This window comes from Bacillus sp. TH13 (assembly GCF_016651175.1).
GTDB lineage: Bacteria > Bacillota > Bacilli > Bacillales > Bacillaceae_G > Bacillus_A > Bacillus_A thuringiensis_S.
Genome location: NZ_JAEKEJ010000025.1, coordinates 168,052 through 188,969 on the forward strand (window position 1 = coordinate 168,052; position 20,918 = coordinate 188,969).

Consider the following 20,918-nt stretch of genomic DNA (forward strand, 5'->3'; position numbering starts at 1 on the left):
CTATCTCCCTCTTTTTGTGTAAGATTGAATATCGCCATCCACTTTATTTTTAAACCCATATACTTCTTGTTCCCCTGAATATGGAACTAATTCAATCGTTTTTTCATCTCCAGGCTCAAATCTTACCGCTGTACCTGCTGGAATATTTAAATGTTGTCCAATTGCTACACTGCGATTGAATTTTAACGCCTCATTCACTTCATAAAAGTGGTAATGAGATCCAATTTGAATGGGTCTATCTCCCTGATTTATCACTTTGACTTTCATTGCTTTTTTATTTCCATTACATACTATGTCTTCTTTCGCAAGGATATATTGCCCTGGAATCATAACATTCACTTCCTTTAATGAATTGGTTGATGAATAGTTACTAATTTTGTTCCATCAGGAAAAGTTGCCTCAACTTGAATATCTGATATCATGTCTGCAATACCATCCATAACATCTTCAGCACTTAAAATGTTTTTTCCAAGCTCCATTAATTCCGCTACATTTTTACCATCTCTTGCTCCTTCCAAAATTTCATACGTAATAATAGCGATACTTTCTGGATAGTTTAACTTAAGTCCCCTCTCCTTTCGTCGATAAGCTAAATCAGCCGCAACAACTACTAACAGTTTATCAATTTCTCTTGGCGTTAATCTCATTACAATCTTCCTTTCTGAAGTATTTTAAAACTAAGAATATTCTAAAAATAAAAGGTGTATTTTCAATGTCCTTTCCGTGTTTTCTCCATGTTTTTTTTGCTATCACTCAAATAAAAAAAGAGCCCCTCGGCTCTTTTTTTATTTTCCTTCATTCTTCTCTAGCACATATAAATCTTCTTCGATATTCGTTAATTTCTCACTTACAAGCTTTCTTGCATCTCCAATTGCTTGATTGTATGCAAATGGTCCAACTAATTTAATCATTTCTTCTATTAAACGCTCTGCTTGGAAACGTCCAATTTCATCTAAATCTTCTTCCATGAAAAATTGCTGAATTTGCGCTACAAGCTCTTCTTTTTTATCATTTGGTATTTTTATATTCATCATCGTTGTTACTCCTCTATATTTAAGATAATATCTTCCTTAACTCTACCATAGAAAAACGATTACCAGGACAGCTTTTTGTAACTCCTTCTAACTCTCTATGACCGAGTATATTTTCTTTCTTTATAGCAAATTGTTTCATAAACATTTTGCATAAAGAATATAATGCATTCACTTGTGCAGGAGTAGGATCGTATTTATCGAAATTTCCCGTCATACATATTCCAATTGTATGACGGTTATGATCTTTCGCGTGCGCACCAATATGTAAACCTCGCCCTTCCACTACAGTTCCGTCCTTTTCGATAAAATAGTTGTAACCAATCCCGCTCCACCCTCTTACAGTTTGATGAAATTCATGCGTTTTATACACGTCCCATCCATCTTCAGCTGTATGGTGGATAATCAGTTGATTTACTTTTTCTAAAGGAACTAATTCATCTTGAAATGTTAGATTGACATATTTAATTTCCATTTAAACTGCCTCCTCTTAAAAATCAATCATAATAATCGTTTTATCATCTGGCCTTATTCTCTTTTCCACTTCTAGCTCTTCAATGATTGCTACATATTCGTTTATACTATTCTTTCTTATATATGCAACAGTTTGTTCTAGTGGCCAATCTGGGTGGAATAACCCGTCTGAACAAATAAAAATCCCACTCACTTCATCTATATGTAATTCACCATGTTGTAAATAATGTATCGCTTCTTTCATTCCATTTGCAACTGAATAACCATTTGGCATATTTGCAAGATAACGATTGTATTTTAACTGTTCTCGCACATCTTGAAAAACATATTCTTCTGGTACAGATAACCCTTTTTTACGATCCTCTTCCCTCTTCCTTTTTGCTCGTTTACTAATTCCTTCAACTGTGTCTTTCGTTAATACTTGCATCGTTCCATTTTGAAAAGTTGCGACAATCATACAATCCCCAAGCTGCGCATATTCAATTGTCTCACCATCTATTTGAACTGCCGCAATACATGTACACCACAAATGCTCTTTCTTTCTCGTATCTACTTTATATTCCAACATTTTGCTTTGCAATGCTTCATTTGCTTTTGCAACTGCAAATCGTAAACTATGATTCTCTCGTAATGAAGTAAAATAACTTGCAAATAAATGCGAAGCGATGTATGCTCCATTATGTCCCTTTTCATCCTGAAACGGAACGAGGGGTGTTGCACCATCACACACACCATACATCCTTTTATTCTCATTACAAAAATAAGAATCCTCACATTCTTGCTTCAACGGGCTTTTCTGTTGATATGTTTTTATCTTCAAAACTGTATCCCCTTTCAAACGATAAAATACTCAAATTCTTTTGATTAATCTAATTTACCTAAATAAACTGTTTTTACCCAAAACTTTCAATATCATATATAATCTTGAAATAATATGAATTTTTCAGTGAAGGACGGGAAAGAAATGGTCAGATTCCTTGGTGTTATTATCGGTTCTATTATTATTGCGGTTGCCTTTAATCTTTTCCTTATCCCCCACAAAATTTTAAGTAGTGGAATTGGCGGAATTGCTATTATTTTAGGGATTGTAACCCCTGTAAACACAGGCATTATTAACTTTGTATTAAACTTACCTATCCTTATTTTAGGGTACATAGGTCTTGGAAAAAAAGTAATTTTTAACACAGTTGTCTCTGTAGTTGTATTATCTGTTGCATTATACTACGTTCCAGTAAAAGTCGTAGCAACAGATCCATTGTTATCTTCTATCTTCGGAGGTGTCATCGCCGGAGCTGGTATTGGTCTTGTTTTTAACTGTAATGGATCCACTGGTGGATTTGATATTATCGGTATGCTTTTATCCCGTAAGCGAGACATTAAACTTGGCGGATTCCTTATTGTTTTAAATACAGTCGTTGTAATAATCGCAGGATTCTTCTTCACCTGGGATGTTGCACTTACAAGCTTACTTTCAATTTATGTAACTGGTAAAGTAATTGATGCTGTTCATACAAAACATCGTAAAGTTACACTTATGATTGTAACAAATGAAGCAGAAAAAATGAAAAAACAACTTCTTTCAACTGTTGTACGTGGAATAACGTTACTTGATGGCGAAGGTGCTTATTCAAGCGAGAAAAAGCGTGTACTTATGACGGTCGTTTCTCGTGAAGAATTAGCAAGTATGAAACTAACAATTTCTGAAATCGACCCGAATGCATTCGTGAATATTACAGAAACTGTAGAAGTGTTAGGACTTTTCAGAAGAAGTTAAAGACTAGGTGGGAATCCACCTAGTCTTTATTTTGAATAAACTCAATTCGGTTTCCAAATGGATCTGACACGTAAAATCGAATTACATCTGGCCGTGCATAATCATCAATCACTTTAACACCTTGCTCTATAAGTGTTTGCTTAAATTCATTAATTTCATTCACATAAAAAGCTGGATGAGCCTTTTTATGTGGTGTAAAGTTCCGCTCGACACCAATATGGATTTCTTGATTTCCACATTTAAACCAACATCCACCTCGTTTTTCCAACTCTTCTGGCTTTGGAATTTCTTCCATACCAATCGTATTCCCATAAAAATCACGCGCCTCTTCTTCACACCCTACAGGTGCAGCTACTTGCACGTGATCAATCCCTCTAATATAATTTTTCATGTTCCATCCCCTCCTCTACCCTTATGTTATAACGAAAGCATTTCAATGTAACTTACAAAGAAATAATAAAACGATATAAGCTTCTCTTATTACTGCATTATATGTTTTTAGTAAAAAAAGAAAATAAATTCAATTCTGTAACTTTATTTTTTATAGAAATATAGGTTATACCTATATTATAGTTATGAATAGACAAATCTTTTTAGATGCTATTTGTACGGAGGAACTATTATGAGTCGTAAAAAATATTCACCAACTCAAAAAAAACGTCATCCGAACATTTCTAGACGTTTACGAAACCATATACAAGATCGTTCATTAACAGAAATGTACGCATCTCTGTTCGAACACAATCCTGATAGTATTATTTCATTAAATTTAGAAGGAGTTATCCTACATATAAATCCTTCTGCCGAAAGAATATTAGGTTACACTTCTTTAGAATTAGAACAGAAAAATATTACCTCTATTTTAGAAGCCCATATTTCTGAGCAAGTATTACAAAATATAAAGAATACTGAAGCGGATAATCAACAAGAATATATCTTATCTATTTATCATAAAAATGGATTCTTATTAGATGTTGTGACAAAACTAGTTCCTATTTTTGTTCAAAATCGTCTTACTGGCGTATATGCTATTATGAAGCCGCTTGAAAAATCAGAAAGAATTGAGAATATGCTAAAAGAAAGTGAGAAGAGATTACGTACATTAGTAAACTCCATGCCTGCGTTTGTTATATTTAAAGATCATGAAGGGCGCTGGCTTGAGGCAAATGACTACGCACTTTCTTGCTTCAATTTCCATCATGTACCTTACCACGGGAAAAAAGATAGCGAACTCATTCAATATAATGAAGCATACCGAGAAGCTTTTTTACATTGTGAAGAAATCGATGAACTAGCATGGCAACAAAGACAAATTCTTCATGGCGAGGAATTTATTATACATAGAGATGATTTCGATCTAATCTTAAGTATATCAAAAGTTCCGCTTTATCATCCTGACGGTTCTCGCAAAGGTCTTATCGTAATGGGGAGAGATGTTACTGAGCTAAAAGAAACTGAAAAGTTACTACGAAAATCTGAGAAGCTCGCAGTAGTCGGACAACTGACAGCTGGAATTGCCCATGAAATTCGAAATCCACTCACTTCTCTAAAAGGTTTTCTAACGTTGCTCCTCCCTGAAATAAGTGAGGAGCAACAATGGTATATCGATGTTATGTTAAGTGAGATTTCACAAATGGAATCCATCACGAGTCAATTTATGGCGATGTCTAAGCCACAAGTATTATCTATCCAAACTTGTAACATACAAACTTTAATTGAAGAGGTAGTTACATTTATTTTACCGACTGCAATTATGCATAGCGTTCATATCATCATGGATCATTTTGATTACGTATATGATATTCAATGTGACGGTAACCAATTAAAACAAGTTTTTATAAACATATTAAAAAATGCGATAGAAGCGATGCCAAATGGCGGAAATATTTTCATCCAAACAAAACCATTAGAGGATAATTTCATCTTAATACGAATTATCGATGAAGGTTGCGGCATTCCAGAAGATCGTATCTCCCGTCTAGGCGAACCTTTTTATAGTTTAAAAGAAAAAGGTACAGGACTAGGATTAATGATGTGTTACAAAATAATTGAAGAACATCATGGTAGATTACACATTTCAAGCGAATTAAATAAAGGTACGATTGTTGATATTGAGCTACCACTTTCTTCATCTCATCTTGCAATCCAGTCTTAAATAAAAAAGAAGCATCTGCTAATCGTTAGCAGATGCTTCTTTTTTAAAATGCTTTGTCATACCACTCTTTTGCTTTTTCTACTTCACCCATCGTTAATTGATGCCCTCGATTTTCCCAATGCATTGTTACATTCGCATTTGCATTTTCTAATAGTACCTTCAATTCCTCTGATTCTGCTGATGAACAAATTGGGTCATTTGTCCCAGCTGCAATAAACACAGATTTCCCTGCTAAATTTGCTAATTGCATTCCTCTTCTAGGTACCATTGGGTGATGAAGCACAGCACCTTTCAATGCATTTTCGTAATGGAATAATAAGCTTGCTGCGATATTTGCACCATTCGAATAACCGATAGCTACAATGTTATTTCTATCGAATTTATATTCTTTAGCCGCTTCATCTAAAAATTCATTTAATTCCTTCGTACGAAAAATTAAATCCTCTTCATCAAAAATGCCCTCTGCTAATCGGCGGAAGAAACGCGGCATCCCATTCTCTAGCACATTTCCTCTAACACTTAATACCGCCGATTCCGGATCAACTATTTCTGCAAGTGGTAGTAAATCTAATTCATTACCACCTGTGCCATGAAGTAATAACAACACTGGTTTTGACGTATCTTTTCCTTTTTGAAAAACATGTTTCATCATAATTCTGTTCCCCCTTCAATCACTTTAATCTAAATTTCTCACTTCAAATGGTAAAAGCGTTTGTTCAATCTGTTTTCTATGTTGTGCATATTGTTCCGGTAACTTTAATTCCTCACCCATCGACTCTAACGATTCATCATGAGCGAAACCAGGAGGATCTGTTGCAATTTCAAATAAGATTTCACCATGTTCTCTAAAATAAATCGCGTTAAAATAATTTCGATCTTGTACAGGAGTTACGTGATATCCAAAACGCGATACATGCTCTTTCCAGTCTAGCTGATCAGCATCGTCACTCGCTCTCCAGGCGATATGATGAACTGTGCCAACGCCCATTTGGCCACGACCGATTGTTGATAATTTCAAATCAATAATATTCCCAATGTCAGCAGAAGAACGGAATCGAACAAATTCACCCTCTTCTCCAATTTTCTCAAGACCCATAATATGTTCTAACAATTCAGCTGTTTTTTGAGGCTGTGTAGATAAAAGAACAGCACCTCCAAAACCTTTAATTGCTACTTCTGGTGTAACTTCTCCAAAACTCCAATTATTTAATTCACCTTCTTCTCTTTCAACTAATTCTATATGCAAACCATGCGGATCATCAAATTCTAAATACTGCTCTCCAAAACGAGTCATTTTTGTATACGAAACATCAAATTTTTCTAATCTATTTTCCCAAAACTCCATTGCACCTTTTGGTATAACGTAAGACGTAATTCCTACTTGACCATCCCCAATAATACCTTGACGAGCACCTGCCCATGGGAAAAACGTAATAATTGTTCCAGGTTTTCCTCCTTCATTTCCAAAATAAAGATGGTACGTTCCTGGATCATCAAAATTCACTGTTTGTTTCACTAAACGTAACCCTAATACCCCAGCATAAAAATCTACATTTTCTTGCGGATGCCCTACAATCGCTGTAATGTGATGGATTCCCATTGTTTTCTTTTCCATTTCTTCCACTCCTTTTTTATTTCATTATAAAAATTGTTTTACATTTAAATTCATTATTCATTTTGTCCATACTACAAAGTAAAATCTGTCATTGCAATTTTATCTTGAATTCGAGATATTAATTATAAAATTACGTATCTGCGCCTAACCAACTAATTTATCTTGAATTCAAGATAAATTCTAAAAAATATTTGTTCGATTTATAACCATCATAAATTTTTATTATGAATGTTATTTATCTCGAAATCAAGATTTATTATAAGTTACTTATTTTTTATTGTCAATAAGTCCTTACTTTCATTTTACATGTAAAAAGAGTAAACGCTATTCATCGTTTACTCTTTTTGCAAATCATTTCGTTTCTTCTTCCAGTACTGCCTCCATCTCATTAAATTCACGATGAACTGCCTTAACGGGTTCTTTCGTTAATAAACTTATAACGATAACAGTTAATAAACTACAGAAGAATCCAGGTACCATTTCATACATAATTGCTTTTAAACTTGGAATTTGTACCCATGCTATAACAACTACTGCACCAACAATCATACCTGCAAGAACGCCCCACTTGTTCGTCCTTTTCCAATATAAACTTAATAAAATAGCTGGTCCGAATGCTGAACCAAATCCAGCCCAAGCATAACCTACAAGTGTTAAAATTGTATCACTTGGATGATACGCTAAAACAACTGCAATCATAGCTACTACTAATACTGATAATCTACCGATAAATACAAGTTCTTTGTCACTTGCGTTACGACGGAAAAATGTTTTATAAAAGTCTTCCGTTACTGCACTTGAAATAACAAGTAATTGTGAGGAAATACTACTCATAATCGAAGCCAAAATAGCTGATAATAAAAATCCTGTAATGTACGGATGGAATAAAATATTTGAGAATGTTACAAAGACCATTTCTGGGTCTTGTAATGTCGCATTATTTTTAGCATAATAAGCGATACCAATTAGACCAGTAAGCATTGCACCTATAATTGAAATCGTCATCCAACCGATACCGATTCTACGAGAAGTCTTTAAATCTTTAATAGAGGTAATTGCCATAAAGCGGACGATAATATGTGGTTGACCAAAATACCCAAGTCCCCATGCTAAAAATGAAATAATACCAAGTATCGTGGTCCCTTTAAACATATCTAAATGCGATGCATCGACTTGCTTAATCGTATTAAATGTTTCTGTTACACCACCGACATCCGTAAAAGCAACAATTGGCACTAGTACAAGCGCAATAAACATAATACAACCTTGCACAAAGTCCGTCCAGCTTACAGCTAGAAAGCCACCGAATAGTGTATACGCAACAACGACACCCACTGTTACAAATAAACCAATTTTATAATCAAGGTTAAAAGAATTTTCAAACAAACGTCCACCTGAAACTAAACCAGCCGACGCATAAAATGTGAAAAATACTAAAATGACGATAGCGGAGACAAAACGAAGTATTTTCGTACGATCTTTAAACCGGTTCTCTAAAAAATCTGGAATCGTAATTGAATCATTTGCCACTTCTGTATAAGTTCGTAAACGTGGGGCAATGATTAAATAGTTTGCATAAGCACCTATTAATAAACCTATCGCAATCCATACACTTGATAATCCTGTTGCATACATCGCACCAGGTAATCCCATTAGCATCCAACCACTCATGTCAGAAGCACCAGCTGATAAAGCTGTAACTGCTGGACCAAGTCCCCTTCCGCCTAACATATAATCTGATAAATCGGATGTCTTCTTATAAGACCAATATCCGATATACAACATACCTGCCATATAAATAGCAAGCGAAACCATAATTTCAATCTTCACCAAATCTCTCCCTTATTCCATAAGCCATTCAAAATTTCGAAAAATGACTTTTTCTATTTTCTTGTTTTCGCTTATGGTTCCCTACCTTAACAAACATTTTTTGTTCTTTCAAGTGAACGAGCACTTTTCATTACATGTGAAAACCTTTATAAACGCCTTTATCCCAGTGGATTACAATGATTTTCTAAGAAATTAAAGCAAAAATATTCAAAAAATAAAACGATGTTTTTTCACACCTTATTTTCATTCGTTTACCCGATAAATTTTAAAAGAAAAAGCCATACAAATGTATGACTTTTAGCTTATTGACATCTCAATTTTCTCTTTCTCTACATATACTTTACGAAATTTCATATAGCATCCAATACGCCAGGGTACTATATAACAAACCGCAAGAGTGTAGAAAAGAATGCCAATTGACTTTGGATCTAAACCTTGTAAATGTCTTCTAAAATAAGCACGTAAAAGAACGATAACTAAAAATGTAGCAATAAAAGCGATACTTTTTTTCGCATAAATTTGACCATCTTCTCTAACTTCATACCCACTTAAAATAATAAGTGGAATTGACAATAACAGACCGATCCCAGCAGCTATACCAATTTGCCAACCAACAAGTTGTATCGGTGCAGCATATAAAGAAAAACCTGGTAATAAGAAGAATAATGGCAATAGTAATCGTCTTCCTTTATTTTTAATTGGTCGATTCATAGAACGCATGCGTCTAAATATAACGAGCCCTATGACGAGTAAAAAAATTGTAATACTGTACGAACCTTGCTGCACGTGAATCTCTCCCTAAAAATAGTCATTTTTAAAAATACTCCCCTATTATACTCCTAATTTTTCCAAACAATACGATTATTCCTCTGAAAAATCTTACATATCAAATATACTTTTAGATTTAATTTACTATAGGAAACAATTCCGAAAGAGGAACTACTCTCCCCATCTCGTCTTTAAACACAATATGCTCTCTAGTTAAATGGCGCGGGCTCTTCACTCCCGCTGCCGCTGCTAATGAAAATAAACTATATCTCATACTAATAATATAATTCATGACTCGCCACTTCTTCTCATACGGATCTAACGCTTTTTGATAATGCGGATTCGTCGTGGCCACACCAGATGGACATTGGCCAGAATTACATTGAAGGGCCATAATACAGCCGCTTGCCATCATAAATCCGCGGGCTGAACTTACAGCATCCGCCCCAATCGCTAAAGCAATTGCCACTTTATCTGGTGTGATTAATTTACCCGATGCAAATACTTTAAACTTGTTACGGACACCATAATGGTTTGCTGTATCGATAAATGTAAGTAATGCTGGAATAAGCGGCAGTCCCATACAATCTGCCATCGATTTATAAGTTGCTCCTGACCCGCCTTCTGAACCGTCTATTGTAATAAAATCTGGGTAAATGTTTAGTTCTTTCATTGTTTTTATTAAATCTTCCAAAGGCTCCTGCTGACCAATTACAATTTTCATTCCAACTGGTTTACCGCCTCTTTCTTGCAACTGTTGAATAAAACAAAGTGTATCCGTTGCATTCTTTAAAAATGAAAATCGATTCGGTGAATTAATCGTCTCTCCCTTTCGGACGTTGCGAACAGAAGCAATTTTCTCATTTACTTTTTGTCCCTCTAGATGACCACCACGTATTTTAGCACCTTGCCCAAATTTCAATTCGAATGCTCTAATATTACTTTCTTTCGCTTTCTCCATGAATTTTCCCATTGAAAAATCACCGTCCTCATCACGGTATCCAAATAACCCTGGACCAATTTGCGCAACGATATTTGCTCCTGTATGTAAATGTTCTGGAATAACGCCGCCTTCACCAGTATTAATCCACGATCCGCCTGCCATTTTTGCTCCAAAACCACTCGCTAAAATATAATTTTCTCCAATCGCGCCGTAAGAAGTCGCAGATGCACCAAACATGCCATGTAGCTTCCACGGATATTTACGGTTCTCACCGACTATAATTGCATCATCTTCTTCATACAGCCAAAGATTCGTTGTATCCGCTGTCAATTTTTCTTTTCTTGAAAATAATCCTTCTTTATGAATCACGTACTTTCTACCTTCTCGCTCTTGCGTGAAATTCACACTTAATTCCTCAGTTAATATCGGAAATAATGTATTAGCAATATAATAGCCAGAAGCTTCAAAATCTCGTTTTGATCCAAAACCAAGTATTTCAGAGCGGTATTTCGCTAAAAACATAACACTTTGAAAATCATAACGTGAGAAAGGCTTTCCATCCGTATCATGATCAAACCAATATTGCCGAAATTCAGGCCCTATCTTTTCCAGTAAGTAGCGCATTCTTCCTAAGTACGGATGTAATTTTAAAATAGAATGATGTGTTCGTTTTTTTATAAAAAATGTAATGATAAAAAAGACGATTAAAAGCAACATTAAAAATAATAATATACTAATAATAACGAGTAGCGTTTCACTCATCCCGCTTCCCCCTATGAAATCCCATAATAAAAGGAGAACACTCGATGTGCTCTCCTTTTATCTTTATTCATACTAACGTAGCAAGATGCTCTTTTGCATCATATTCAACTAAACTTTCAGCATGTTTAATTCGATGAACAAAGTCTGGATTTGCAATTAACGGTCTTCCGAATGCCGCTACATCAATCGTTCCTTCTTGCAACGCTTTTTCGGCCTCTTTCGGATTTAAATTACCAACTCCAACAATCGTACCATCCCAATATTTTCTTACTAATTGATGAAAATTCTTTCCGTCAGCAATCTCTTGCGTATAATTCATCGTTGAAGGATGGATCATCGTTAATCCAACTTCTTTGAACATATTTACGAACGTTTCAATTGCAAGCTCAGGGTTTTCCCACATATAAGTAGGATTATCACCTTTGAAAGCAGAGAAGCGAAGAAGTGTTTTATTAGCTCCAACAGCTTCTATTACAGCAGCCGTTACTTCTTTCATAAACGTTAACCTTTGTTTTAAATTACCGCCATATTTATCTGTTCGCTTATTCGCAGACTCATACGTAAATTGATCAATTAAATATCCGTGTGCACCGTGAATTTCTACTCCATCAAATCCAGCTTCGATTGCATTTTTCGCAGCTTGTGCGTATTGACCAATCACTTCTTGTATTTCTTCTAACGTCATTGCTTCTGGCGTATCAAACGGTTTACGAAAACGTGGAACATTTCCCTCTGCAGCGATAGCAGATGGTGCTTGCGGCATTTGGCCACCAATTATTTCATGATGACTCATACGCCCAACATGCCATATTTGAGCAATAATCGTCCCGCCTTCTTTATGTACTGCCTCTGTAACAGGTTTCCAAGAATCGATTTGTTCTTGTGTATAAATTCCTGGTACTCCTGGATTCCCTTTCGCTCTTGGACTAATGACAATTCCTTCTGTAATAATTAATCCAACTCCGTCAGCAGCACGCTTTCTATAGTATTCCACTACATCAGCACCCACTGCTCCAGTCTCATTATCTGCAAAGCATCTTGTCATTGGTGCCATTGCTATACGATTACGAAGAGACCAAGCTCCAATTTGAATTGGATCAAACAACTTTGTTTCTTCAACGTTTTCAAAAGATCCCCCAGCGTTTACATTTGTTCCTTCATAAATACTCGCTGCTTTATTACTTGAACTTGTCATCTTTCTTCCCCCTAAAAAATCTTACTATAATCGCATCATACTTACTTTTAGATAGTAACGTCAATTTTTACGACTTTACAATAAAAAATTCGAATATCAAAAAAACAAAATGCTATAAATAATATTAAAAAGGTTTCCTTAGAAGGAAACCTTTTTTCAGAGTGTTGGGAAACCCTTTAGGGTTCCCCACACTCTGGAATCATTTTGATTTTAGCGAATAAAAACAACATAAAATAATAGAGTTTCAAAAAAATAGCCCTCCACCAGACCTTTTTTGGTCAGATGGAGGGCTATTTTTTCATGTTTTGACAAGTTGCGGTGAGATAAGCCTGCATTTGGACAGACTTCAGCCCCCGAAATCGAGCATATCGATAGCCATGTAGTTCTTTGGCGTCCGCAAAGCTTCGCTCTATAGTTGAACAGCGTACTTTGTACAACTTTTTCCCTGTAACTGTTAGTTTGTTTTTTCTAGCGATATCCTTATATTTCTCCCATATATGATGAGTGATAACTTTTTGTTTTTGTTTCTTTGAAAAACATACCTCACGTAGCGGACAAACAGCGCAGTCTTCTGGGTTGGATTTATAGTGACGATATCCTTCACGATCCGTTGTCGCATACTCTAAAATACACCCCATCGGACAAGCAAATGCATTCATTTCTTCTACATATTTAAATTGGCTTTTTGGTACTTCTTTATTTCGTTTTCCAAATCGGCGATACCCCATCACCATAAATATATTTCTCTCCGATAATTTCTTACAGATATACCCTGTAAAATAGCCTGCATCAAGAGCTACAGCTTCCACTTTAAATCCGAATTTATCAATTTGAGCTTGTAGACGCGCTAAATATGGCTCGGAATCTGCCATATTTCCAGCCGTTACATAAGTATCTGTAATAATATTGTACTTCGCATCAGTCGTACGATGGTCTAAGAAATGAAAACCGTTCGGTTTTCCATCTCTCATTAAAAATCCACTATCTGGATCCGTAGTACTTATACGAGTTTTTTTAGTGGGAGTATCACTTTCCTTTCTGGGTTTTAATTCTTTTTTTCGTGTACCTCACGATCTTCAATTACCGCAGCTTCTAGTTCATCTATATAAAACTTTGCCTTTTCTTTTTTATATTTATGTACAAACTTATTTTTATTAGCATTGGCCTTAATGTGCGTAGAATCTGTCATCAGCGCACGTCCTCCCACCATCCGGTGCTCTGTCGCTTGCCTCACGATCTCATCAAAAATTTCTTCGAAAATATTTGTATGAATAAAGCGAGTACGACGATTCCAACTGATTGTAGAATGATCCGGAATAGTATCTGATAGAGAAAACCCTAAAAACCAACGGTAGGCGATATTCGTTTTAATCTCTTTTTCCAATTGACGCTCCGAACGAATACCGTAAAAATATCCAATAAACATCATTTTAAATAAAACGATAGGATGGATTGACGGACGTCCATTGTTTTCACAGTAATAAGGGCGTAACTTCTCTTCAATAAAATCAAAACTAATTGTCGCTTCGATCGCACGAAGGAAATGATCTTGTGGAACCAACTCTTCTACAGAAACAGATACACGTTCATCACGATGATTTTTTAAAGCACCCATCATAAAAAATCTCTCCTTTACCTCTTTTTATCAGTGTTGACACATAAAAAGAGGTTCAGACACAAAAACAGGCTGTGGAGAAGACTTTCTCCACAGCCTGTAAAAAGGTTTCCTTAAAAGGAAACCTTTTTTGTTGAACATATATGGTTGTCAATTCATTTATCTCTTTAATATAAAAAATACCTTATCAATAGAAGTGAATATAGTTCAGTATTCTTCTAAAAATAATAACTTATATACCTAAAACAATGAAAGCCCTACCTCTCTTTCATCCTTACGGCTCCTCGTCCGTGCCAGTGTGAATCAGGATTGCAAAAATCAAGTAACTATTTTATCGGAGTATTCAATTAAACTTCGAACATTCATAAATGAAATTAAAAAATAAAAATGGATTTGATTGTAGTAATAACAATAGGGGTAATGCTCTAAAAGTGGTGTGAAAGAGTTGAATGTCTTTGAAATGATAAATTTTCTATAACTATGTTCCCAAAAAATTCAAGATCTTTTTTGGGATATAATACATTATTTGTAATGAACCTTAACAAAAGCTTTTTATCTGATTTTCTGTGATACCTTCAATTAATCCCAGTTCACTAATCAAAAATTCATATGCGTTATCTAACATCTTCTTTTCGCTTGCATTAAGTGCTTTTTCTTTCTGTATACGCATTAAATCACGCACAACTTCAGCACCTTCTTGCATTTTACCCGTCTTTATTTTATCCGTGTTCAATTTATACCTTTGTTTCCACGTAAGTAATCTATCTGACTCCCCATGTTGAAAAATATCCATTATGTGTACTAATGCGGTTATATCCGTAACTGGTCGTATATTCGAATTCGATATTCTCCCTGCTGGAATCATTAGTTCCATATTACTAGCCGACATTTTTATAACATAATACTGTTGTTTTTCTCCTGAGATTTCCTTCTCTTCTATGGCTTTAATTATACCTGCTCCCTGCATTGGATAAACAATGTTATCGCCAATTTGAAACAAATAATCCACCTCCATATATGGTAACCTTCTCAAGTTTAACATGTTTTTAGTTTTTTAGCAAAATTTTTATTTTATCATAAAATTATTTTACACGTCAACACTTCAGAAGCAAGAAATTAATTTTACACAATACACTATAACAACCCGCAATTTTATTAACGGTTCCACACACATTCTCTTTTAATATAAAAACACATCACTACATTTGAGTAGTAATGTGTTTTTGATAAGGCATAGATAAAGATCTACTCTTCCGTCTATATACTAACCCGCTTACTAATTGTTTCCCTCGCTAAAAGAAAACTCATAATTACTTGCGCAGCTACTCGGCTCGTCATATCCCTAAAATCAAGAGTTGGATCAATCTCTACTATATCCATTCCTTGAACGAGCGGTTCTTTACCAAGGAATTCAATCGCATCAAGTAAAGACATACTGTCCATTCCGCCAGGGCCAATTGCTGGACAACCTGGTGCAAACGCTTGGTCTAGTACATCCATATCAAGAGAAATATAAATAGAAGTCACACCTTGTTTTCTTAATACTTCAATACTTTCCATGATAATATCTTTTATTTCTCGCTCTCGTACGTCTTTCATTGTATACACTGTTACACCATGCTCTATTGCATATTCATGGTACGCACGTGCGTTAGAAAAATTACGAATTCCAATTTGAACAAGTTGTTTTCCTGTAATGATACCATTTTCTAGTAAACTACGGAACGGTGTACCATTTGACGGACCACCATCATCTAAATTACGTAAATCATGATGGGCATCAAATTGAATAATACCGACCTTTCCTTTACTGTTTGCAAATCCTGTTATACTAGGAAAACTAATCGAGTGATCACCACCAAGAACGATTGGTATCATGTTCGGATTTGCTTTCGTAATATGACCAACTGTTTTTGTAATTCTGTTATGACTTTCTTTTATATCCGTTACATGCATCGTAATATCGCCGCAATCATATAAGACACTTTCTTTCATATCGTGTTCTTCTGTAATTGCGTACGTACTATATGCATCTAACATCGCACGAATTGTTTTTGGAGCAAAGCTTGCTCCTGAATGACTAATAGATGGTTTAGAAAGGGGTGCTCCAATTAAGGCAGCACCGAATATTTCTACACCTTCCTCCCAATCTTTAATCATCTCACTCCATTTCGTCACTTCACGATCGATAAACTTTGCATTCTTCTTTAAATAGTGGCCGTGCTCCACGATTGTTCACCTCTTATATATGCAATATTACCATTCTTCCATACTGTATTTACATGACTTACGCCGTAATGATACGGTACGTAAGCATAATTATAAGCATCCCATAAAACTAAATCTGCCTTACGACCGACTCTAATTTTCCCAGCTACATCACCACGGTTAATGGCATATGATGAGTTAACCGTTACGGCATTCCAAACCTCTTCTGGTGTCATTTTCAGTTTTAGCATCGCAATGCTCATAATAAGCTGAATATTTTCAGTTGGACAGCTACCTGGGTTAAAGTCTGTAGCTAACGCAACTGCAACACCTTCATCAATCATTTTTCGGCCGCGGGCAAAGCTTTCTTTATTTAAATAGAAAGTTGTTCCCGGTAATAAAGTGGCTACTGTATTAGAGTTTGCAAGCATTTCAATTCCTTTATCAGAAGCGCCAACTAAATGGTCGGCTGATGCTGCACCAATTTCAGCAGCTGCTTCCGCACCACCAAGTGGGTCGATTTCATCTGCATGAATTTTCACATCAAGGCCAAGTTCTTTCGCTTTTAATAAAAACTCTTTTGATTCTTCGACAGAGAACACACCTGTTTCGCAGAAAATATCAACGAATTCAGCTAATTGTTTCTCTTTCATTTCTGGCAATAAGTCTAACATCCACTGTAAAAATTCTTTCGATCTACCTTTATACTCTTTAGGAACTGCATGAGCGCCTAAAAATGTGGAAACTAAATCGACTGGATGCTCTTTTTGTAATTGTGCTGTTGCCTCTAATTGTTTCCATTCCGTCTCATCATCTAATCCGTAACCACTCTTTGCTTCTACAGTTGTAACTCCGAAAGATAGCATACGGTCTAAATGGAATTTGGCTTTTTGAACAAGTTCTTCTTTCGACGCCTGTTTCGTTGCATTTACAGTTGAAAGAATACCTCCGCCTTGTTCTAAAATTTCTAAGTACGGAACTCCTTGTAATTTTAGTGCGATTTCATTTTCACGAGATCCACCAAATACAAGGTGAGTATGCGGATCGACAAGACCAGGAGAAACCATTTTCCCGCCGCAATCAATAACTTCTTTCGCCTGAAGTCCTTTCGCTTCTTCCGCTGTTCCAACGAAAGTGATAACACCATTTTCAATTCCAACCACACCATTTTCGATAACAGGAAGCGTGTTCATCGCTTCCCGTCTTAACAAGCCATCTTCTTGATCCATTGTTAGTAATTGACCGATATTTATTAGTAAAGTGTCCAGCATGTTTTCTCCTCCTTATTTCATCATCGGAATGTTAACGCCTTTTTCTTTCGCAGTTTCCACAGCTAAGTCATATCCTGCATCAACGTGACGAACAACACCCATACCAGGATCAGAAGTTAATACGCGCTCAATACGTTTTGCTGCTGCTTCTGTTCCATCTGCAACGATAACCATTCCAGCATGAAGTGAATAACCCATACCAACGCCACCACCATGGTGAACAGATACCCAGCTCGCACCATTTACACTATTAATTAATGCATTTAAAATTGGCCAGTCTGCTACTGCATCACTACCGTCTTTCATCGCTTCTGTTTCACGGTTTGGAGATGCTACTGATCCGCAATCTAAATGATCACGACCAATAACAATCGGTGCTGATAATTCACCATTTGCAACCATTTCATTAATGATGCGACCAAATTTCGCACGCTCACCGTAACCTAACCAACAAATACGTGATGGAAGTCCTTGAAACTCGACTTGCTGACGTGCCATACGAATCCAGTTACATAAATGCTCATTATCAGCAAACTCACGTAAAATTACTTCGTCTGTTTTATAAATATCTTCAGGGTCACCAGAAAGTGCCACCCAGCGGAATGGTCCTTTTCCTTCGCAGAATAATGGACGAATAAATGCTGGAACGAATCCTGGGAAATCGAAAGCATTTTTCAAACCTTCATCGAATGCAACTTGGCGAATGTTATTTCCATAATCAAATGTAATTGCGCCTTTTTCTTGCATCGCAAGCATTGCTTCTACGTGCTTTGTCATACTTTCTTTTGATAATTGTACATAACGTTCTGGATCTTCTTCACGAAGTTTCGCTGCTTCTTCTAATGTGTAACCTACTGGAATATAACCATTTAATGGATCATGAGCAGATGTTTGGTCCGTAACTAAATCTGGCGTAATATTACGCTTCACTAGTTCTGGTAAAATCTCTGCCGCATTTCCTAACAAGCCAATTGAAATTGGTTCTTTCTTCTCTTTATACTCGTTCGCAACAGTTAATGCTTCTTCTAATGATTCTGTATACATGTCACAATATCTCTTTTCAATACGACGATCGATACTACGCTTATCTACATCAATAGCAATGACAACACCGCCGTTCATCGTTACAGCAAGAGGTTGTGCACCACCCATACCACCTAAACCAGCAGTAAGTGTTAATGTACCTTTTAATGAACCATCGAAATGTTGACGAGCTGCTTCACCAAATGTTTCATATGTTCCTTGTAGAATCCCTTGTGTTCCAATGTAAATCCAGCTACCAGCTGTCATTTGTCCGTACATCATAAGACCTTTTTTCTCTAGTTCTCGGAAGTGATCCCAATTCGCCCATTTTGGTACTAAGTTTGAGTTCGCTAACAGAACGCGCGGTGCATCTTCATGTGATTTAAAAACGGCAACTGGTTTTCCTGATTGAACAAGTAACGTTTCATCGCTTTCTAACGTTTTTAATGAATCAACAATTGCATGGTAGCTTTCCCAGTTACGAGCCGCACGGCCAATTCCGCCATATACAACTAGTTCTTCTGGTTTTTCAGCAACTTCAGGATCTAAATTGTTCATTAACATTCGAAGTGCTGCTTCTTGCACCCAACCTTTCGTTTGTAACTCTGTACCTCTTGGCGCGCGAATTGTTTGTTGTACTTTTTCCATTTCAATCTCTCCCTTTTCTCATTTTATAGTGCTGCGTTTACATCTAATCTTTCTTTTATCGAATAATTCGTTTTTAACCAATGTGCAATATTTTCAATATCCGTTGAGAATATGCGGTCATTTGTAATAGAAGGTACTTGCTGACGCCCTTGATGGTAGAAGCTCTTCGTCACTGTACTCATATTTTCAATTCCGCGATATTCTGCCGCTTGCATCGCACAAATCATCTCAATTGAAAGAACACGTCTTGCATTTTGAATAATTTGATGTGCATGGCGTGAAGCAATTGTTCCCATACTTACATGATCTTCTTGGTTAGCTGACGACGGGATTGAATCTACACTCGCTGGATGTGCTAACGTTTTATTTTCAGAAACAAGTGATGCTGCTGCATACTGCATAATCATTGCACCAGACTGAAGTCCTGGTTCTGGACTTAAAAATGGAGGTAAATCATTTAATTGCGGATTTACTAAACGCTCAATACGACGCTCTGAAATATTTGCAAGTTCTGCCATCCCTACTTTTAAGAAGTCCATCGCAAATGCAATTGGTTGACCGTGGAAGTTACCACCTGAAATTACTTTTTCTCCGCCATCAAAAATAAGTGGGTTATCTGTCGCTGCATTCATTTCAATTTCCAACTTTTCTTTCACATAATTTAAAACTTGCCAAGAAGCACCGTGTACTTGCGGGATACAACGAAGTGAATAGGCATCCTGTACACGTAGTTCTCCTTGTTTTGTCGTTAACTTACTATCATGAAGGATGTCACGAATTCTGCTCGCTACTTCCACTTGCTCTTTATAACCACGTGCTTTATGAACATTTTCATCAAATGCATCAATAATGCCTTGTAACCCTTCCATTGTCATCGAAGCAATTAATTCAGCTTGATACGCCGTTGCTTCTGCTTCTATATAAGAAAGAACTCCTTGTGCTGTCATCGCCTGCGTACCATTGATTAATGCAAGCCCTTCTTTTGCTTCAAGTTCAATCGGCTCAAGACCTTCTTCTGTAAGAGCAACCATTGCGTGGACTCTTTTCCCTTTATAGAACACTTCACCTTCACCTAATAATACGAGCGCAAGATGAGATAAAGGCGCTAAATCTCCACTCGCACCAAGTGAACCTTGTTGCGGAACGACTGGATGAATTTTGCGATTTACAAATTCAAGAAGCATGTTTACAACAAGCGGCCTTACGCCTGATACTCCTTTAAGCATCGTGTTCGCTCGTAAAATTAACATACCGCGTGATACTTCTTCAGGGAATGGATCGCCTATCCCGCATGCATGTGACTGAATTAAATTGTGTTGAAGTGCCTTTACATCATCTTTTTGAATAAGCACGTCACTAAACTTTCCAAATCCAGTTGTAATACCGTAAACGACTTTTCCATCCTCTACAATTTTCTCAACTACTTCGCGGCACTCTGCCACCTTTTGCATACTAGTTGGACAAGCTGTTACACCTTCCCCTTCCAGTAATAACCTCTTCATTTCTTCAACTGTCAATGTATGTCCTGTTAACGTAATCATCATTTTTCCTCCTTAAAAAGGCAAAAGGGGACCTTATCTTTTTAAGACAGACTTTTGTCCTAAAA

General features: G+C 36.3%; 19 protein-coding genes and 1 pseudogene. 2 read left to right on the plus strand and 18 right to left on the minus strand.

Translation table 11 applies throughout. The features are described from left to right. The 5 genes from JFU02_RS09075 to JFU02_RS09095 all read right to left on the minus strand — a co-directional run bounded on the left by JFU02_RS09075 (position 1) and on the right by JFU02_RS09095 (position 2,343). Entirely contained in the window at positions 1-330 is a 330-nt protein-coding gene (locus JFU02_RS09075) for an urease subunit beta (protein WP_000612160.1), read from the minus strand. Positions 331-344: 14 nt separating this feature from the next. Further along, on the minus strand, positions 345-647 hold the full coding sequence (locus JFU02_RS09080; RefSeq protein WP_001241327.1) for an urease subunit gamma: 303 nt from the start codon (positions 645-647) through the stop codon (positions 345-347). A gap of 138 nt (positions 648-785) precedes the next feature. Further along, positions 786-1,034 carry a DUF2164 domain-containing protein gene (locus JFU02_RS09085; RefSeq protein ID WP_000981064.1) on the minus strand — a complete coding sequence of 83 codons (249 nt, stop codon included), beginning with the start codon at positions 1,032-1,034 and terminating at the stop codon, positions 786-788. Positions 1,035-1,053: 19 nt separating this feature from the next. Then, positions 1,054-1,506, minus strand: a complete 453-nt coding sequence (locus JFU02_RS09090; protein ID WP_000404192.1) for a peptidoglycan recognition protein family protein — start codon at positions 1,504-1,506, stop codon at positions 1,054-1,056. Positions 1,507-1,521: 15 nt separating this feature from the next. Continuing rightward, entirely contained in the window at positions 1,522-2,343 is an 822-nt protein-coding gene (locus JFU02_RS09095; RefSeq protein WP_061665793.1) for a protein phosphatase 2C domain-containing protein, read from the minus strand. Positions 2,344-2,469: 126 nt separating this feature from the next. Between JFU02_RS09095 and JFU02_RS09100 the strand changes: the two genes are divergently transcribed. Further along, a complete protein-coding gene (locus tag JFU02_RS09100) occupies positions 2,470-3,279 on the plus strand; it encodes a YitT family protein (protein ID WP_000251348.1) in 810 nt (269 codons plus the stop codon). 19 nt (positions 3,280-3,298) lie between these two features. Here the strand turns inward: JFU02_RS09100 and JFU02_RS09105 are convergent, their stop codons facing one another. Next, complete coding sequence (locus JFU02_RS09105; RefSeq protein WP_000800782.1) at positions 3,299-3,670, minus strand: VOC family protein; 372 nt, start codon at positions 3,668-3,670, stop codon at positions 3,299-3,301. A 231-nt stretch (positions 3,671-3,901) separates the two neighbouring features. Between JFU02_RS09105 and JFU02_RS09110 the strand changes: the two genes are divergently transcribed. Next, positions 3,902-5,434, plus strand: a complete 1,533-nt coding sequence (locus JFU02_RS09110) for a BA3702 family sensor histidine kinase (RefSeq protein WP_061665794.1) — start codon at positions 3,902-3,904, stop codon at positions 5,432-5,434. Positions 5,435-5,477: 43 nt separating this feature from the next. Here JFU02_RS09110 and JFU02_RS09115 read toward each other — a convergent pair whose 3' ends face one another. The 12 genes and pseudogenes from JFU02_RS09115 to hutH all read right to left on the minus strand — a co-directional run bounded on the left by JFU02_RS09115 (position 5,478) and on the right by hutH (position 20,853). Continuing rightward, positions 5,478-6,086 (minus strand): alpha/beta hydrolase, encoded by a 609-nt coding sequence (locus JFU02_RS09115; RefSeq protein WP_000975491.1) that lies wholly within the window; start codon positions 6,084-6,086, stop codon positions 5,478-5,480. A 24-nt stretch (positions 6,087-6,110) separates the two neighbouring features. After that, positions 6,111-7,049, minus strand: a complete 939-nt coding sequence (locus JFU02_RS09120) for a ring-cleaving dioxygenase (RefSeq protein WP_061665796.1) — start codon at positions 7,047-7,049, stop codon at positions 6,111-6,113. A gap of 351 nt (positions 7,050-7,400) precedes the next feature. Continuing rightward, positions 7,401-8,879 carry a sodium/proline symporter PutP gene (gene putP, locus JFU02_RS09125; protein WP_061665797.1) on the minus strand — a complete coding sequence of 493 codons (1,479 nt, stop codon included), beginning with the start codon at positions 8,877-8,879 and terminating at the stop codon, positions 7,401-7,403. A gap of 297 nt (positions 8,880-9,176) precedes the next feature. Beyond that, entirely contained in the window at positions 9,177-9,665 is a 489-nt protein-coding gene (locus tag JFU02_RS09130) for a cytochrome c biogenesis protein CcdC (protein WP_001183916.1), read from the minus strand. A gap of 118 nt (positions 9,666-9,783) precedes the next feature. After that, entirely contained in the window at positions 9,784-11,352 is a 1,569-nt protein-coding gene (locus JFU02_RS09135) for an FMN-binding glutamate synthase family protein (protein WP_086407555.1), read from the minus strand. Positions 11,353-11,419: 67 nt separating this feature from the next. Next, positions 11,420-12,547, minus strand: a complete 1,128-nt coding sequence (locus JFU02_RS09140; protein ID WP_000204596.1) for an alkene reductase — start codon at positions 12,545-12,547, stop codon at positions 11,420-11,422. A 210-nt stretch (positions 12,548-12,757) separates the two neighbouring features. Continuing rightward, positions 12,758-14,165 (minus strand): annotated as a pseudogene (locus JFU02_RS09145) (IS1182 family transposase). Positions 14,166-14,700: 535 nt separating this feature from the next. Beyond that, complete coding sequence (locus JFU02_RS09150; protein ID WP_170264802.1) at positions 14,701-15,162, minus strand: CarD family transcriptional regulator; 462 nt, start codon at positions 15,160-15,162, stop codon at positions 14,701-14,703. A gap of 257 nt (positions 15,163-15,419) precedes the next feature. Beyond that, positions 15,420-16,391: a formimidoylglutamase gene (gene hutG, locus JFU02_RS09155; RefSeq protein ID WP_061667846.1), complete on the minus strand. Its 972-nt coding sequence runs from the start codon at positions 16,389-16,391 to the stop codon at positions 15,420-15,422. After that, positions 16,370-17,641 carry an imidazolonepropionase gene (hutI, locus tag JFU02_RS09160; protein ID WP_201070804.1) on the minus strand — a complete coding sequence of 424 codons (1,272 nt, stop codon included), beginning with the start codon at positions 17,639-17,641 and terminating at the stop codon, positions 16,370-16,372. Before hutI ends, hutG begins: the two co-directional genes overlap by 22 nt. Positions 17,642-17,653: 12 nt before the next feature. After that, the gene (gene hutU / locus JFU02_RS09165; protein ID WP_000416935.1) at positions 17,654-19,312 is read right to left on the minus strand and encodes a urocanate hydratase; all 1,659 of its coding nucleotides are present in this window, start codon (positions 19,310-19,312) and stop codon (positions 17,654-17,656) included. A 23-nt stretch (positions 19,313-19,335) separates the two neighbouring features. Next, entirely contained in the window at positions 19,336-20,853 is a 1,518-nt protein-coding gene (gene hutH, locus JFU02_RS09170; RefSeq protein ID WP_000631877.1) for a histidine ammonia-lyase, read from the minus strand. Positions 20,854-20,918: the final 65 nt, after the last annotated feature.